At 70.2% G+C, this 2,259-nt stretch carries 2 protein-coding genes; both read right to left on the bottom strand.

Annotation, left to right across the window (positions count from 1 at the left end; translation table 11 throughout):
* Positions 1-175: 175 nt before the first annotated feature.
* A complete protein-coding gene (locus tag AC1D15_RS28115; RefSeq protein ID WP_477828600.1) occupies positions 176-1,252 on the bottom strand; it encodes an alkene reductase in 1,077 nt (358 codons plus the stop codon).
* A gap of 91 nt (positions 1,253-1,343) precedes the next feature.
* A partial coding sequence (locus tag AC1D15_RS28110) for a protein kinase family protein (RefSeq protein WP_477828599.1) occupies positions 1,344-2,259 on the bottom strand: 916 nt, incomplete at its 5' end.

The following is a 2,259-nucleotide window of genomic DNA, read 5'->3' as shown; positions in this document are numbered from 1 at the left end:
ACCGGCAGCGGCGGGATCCACACGGCACACAGCGCCGCGCACAGCAGGACGAAGGGGAGGCTCATCGAACGCTCATTGAACGATCAGGCCTCGCTCCAGCGGCGGAACGAAGCACCGGTGCGGGAACGATCGGCGACGGGAGTATCGCGCGATGTTCCCACGACGGCGCCCGTCCTCAGGCCGTCTGCACCGCGTAGTCGGTATAGCCCTTGGCGCCCGGCGTGTAGAAGGTCGAGAAGTCCGGCGCGGTCAGCGGCGCATCCTTCTTCAGGCGCTCGACCAGGTCCGGGTTCGAGATGAACGGCCGGCCGAAGGCGACCAGGTCGGACTGGCCGGACTGCAGCGTCTTCTCGCCGCTCGCGCGGTCGAAGCCGCCGGCCAGGATGAACGGGCCCTTGAAGGCCTCGCGCAGCGCGGCCTTGGTGGCGGCCGGAATCGGGGGCGCGCCCATCGCCGAGTGATCGAGCTCGTGCACGTACAGCAGGCCGATGGCCGACAGTTCCTTCACCAGCGCGACGTACTGCTCGTCGACGCCGTCGAACGGGCCGGTCGCGTTGAACACGCCGTGCGGCGACACGCGGATGCCGACCTTGCCGGCGCCGATGCGGTTCGCCACCGCGCGCACCACTTCGAGCGCGAAGCGGTTGCGGCCGGCCGCGCTGCCGCCGTAGCCGTCGGTGCGCTGGTTGACGTTGCCGTTCAGGAATTGCTCGATCAGGTAGCCGTTGGCGCCATGCAGCTCGACGCCGTCGAAGCCGGCCTCGATCGCAAGCTGGGCCGAGGCGGCGTACTCGGCGACCACGTGGTCGATGTCGGCCTGCGTCATCGCACGCGGCGCGCTGTGCGGCTGCATGCCGTTCGAATCGGTGTACATCTCGCCGGGCAGCACGGCAGCGGTCGGGCCGACCACTTCGGCGCCGGCCGGCAGGTTGGCGGCGTGCGAGACGCGGCCGGTGTGCATCAGCTGGATCACGATCCTGCCGCCCTTGGCGTGCACCGCGTCGGTCACCAGTTTCCAGCCGGCGGCGTGGGCAGCGTTGTACAGGCCCGGGATGCGCGCATAGCCGAGACCGTTCGGCGACGGCGAGGTGCCCTCCGTGATGATCAGCCCGGCGCCGGCGCGCTGGGCGTAGTACTCGGCCATCAATGCGTTTGGCGTGTTGGCCTCGACAGCGCGGCTGCGCGTCATCGGCGACATCACGATGCGGTTGCGCAGCGACAGCGAGCGGAGGGTGGTCGGTTCGAAGAGCATGGGGCTGTCCTTGGGTCTGGCGGAATCGGTCCGGAATTTGTCCGGAAAGGCCCGCATCGTAGGACCGGCGCCAACCGGCTGTCGGCAGTTGTCAGGAGGCCTTTTCAGGCCGAGGCCATTCGTTCGGACGATGCATGCCTTCGTGGTCTGAGGTAGATGCAGGCAGCTGGAACTCGACCGCCTGCCGCCGCCGTTGCTCGTAGCGCGCGATCAGGCCGGGCCGGTCGAGGGCCGCTTCGTCGCCCTGCCAGGCGCCGTGTGCCGCCAGCGCCCCGTGGTGCAGCCGCAGTGCCTGCAGCAACCAGTCGGCGCGAGCCAGCGTCGTCGGCGTGCAGGTCTGCCCCTTCAGGTCGTCGTCGAGGTCGGTGGCGTGTGAGCGCCAGCCCTCGCGCAGGTACAGGTCGGCCAACGGCCCGGCGAGCGCGGCGCGCCACCCGCGGCAGATGCCGTCCAGCCAGTGCAGCACGGTGGCGGTGGCGCCGTCGGCAGCCAGCTGGCTGCGCAGGCGCTCGTACGCGTCGAGTGCGATCGCCTTCTCCATGCGGAAGGCACGCAGCGCGGCGTCTGCACCGAGCCGGCTCTCCAACTGCAGCAGCCAGCCGAACACGTGGCGCGATTCGATGCGCTCGGCCAGGTGGTGCTGCGGCGCGCTCAGGCCGGTGCCGGCGCTGTTGAAATGCCGCAGCGGGTCGAAGCGATACAGGTAGCCGTAGTCGAACAGCCAGACCTGCCGCGCGTCGCGCAACACGTTGCCGGGGCAGAAATCCCATTCGAAGAAGCCGGCGCGCAGCAGCGCGAGGCCGCTGTCGAACAGCTGGCGCAACCCGGTTTCGTCCCAGCCGTCGACCCGCGAGCCGGCGATCCACGGCGACACGATCAGGCCCTGCGTCAGCGAGGCGTAGAGCGTCGGGCTCAGGCCGGGCCGTTGCAACGCGGGCAGGCCGGCCATCTCGGCGCGGCGCTGCACCTCGTTGAGGAACGAGGTCTGGCCGTCGACGCCTTGCACC

The sequence above is a fragment of the Rhizobacter sp. P2_H2 genome (assembly GCF_056403375.1).
Note: the sequence above shows the minus strand (reverse complement) of the source record. Positions and strands in the feature narration are given on the sequence as shown.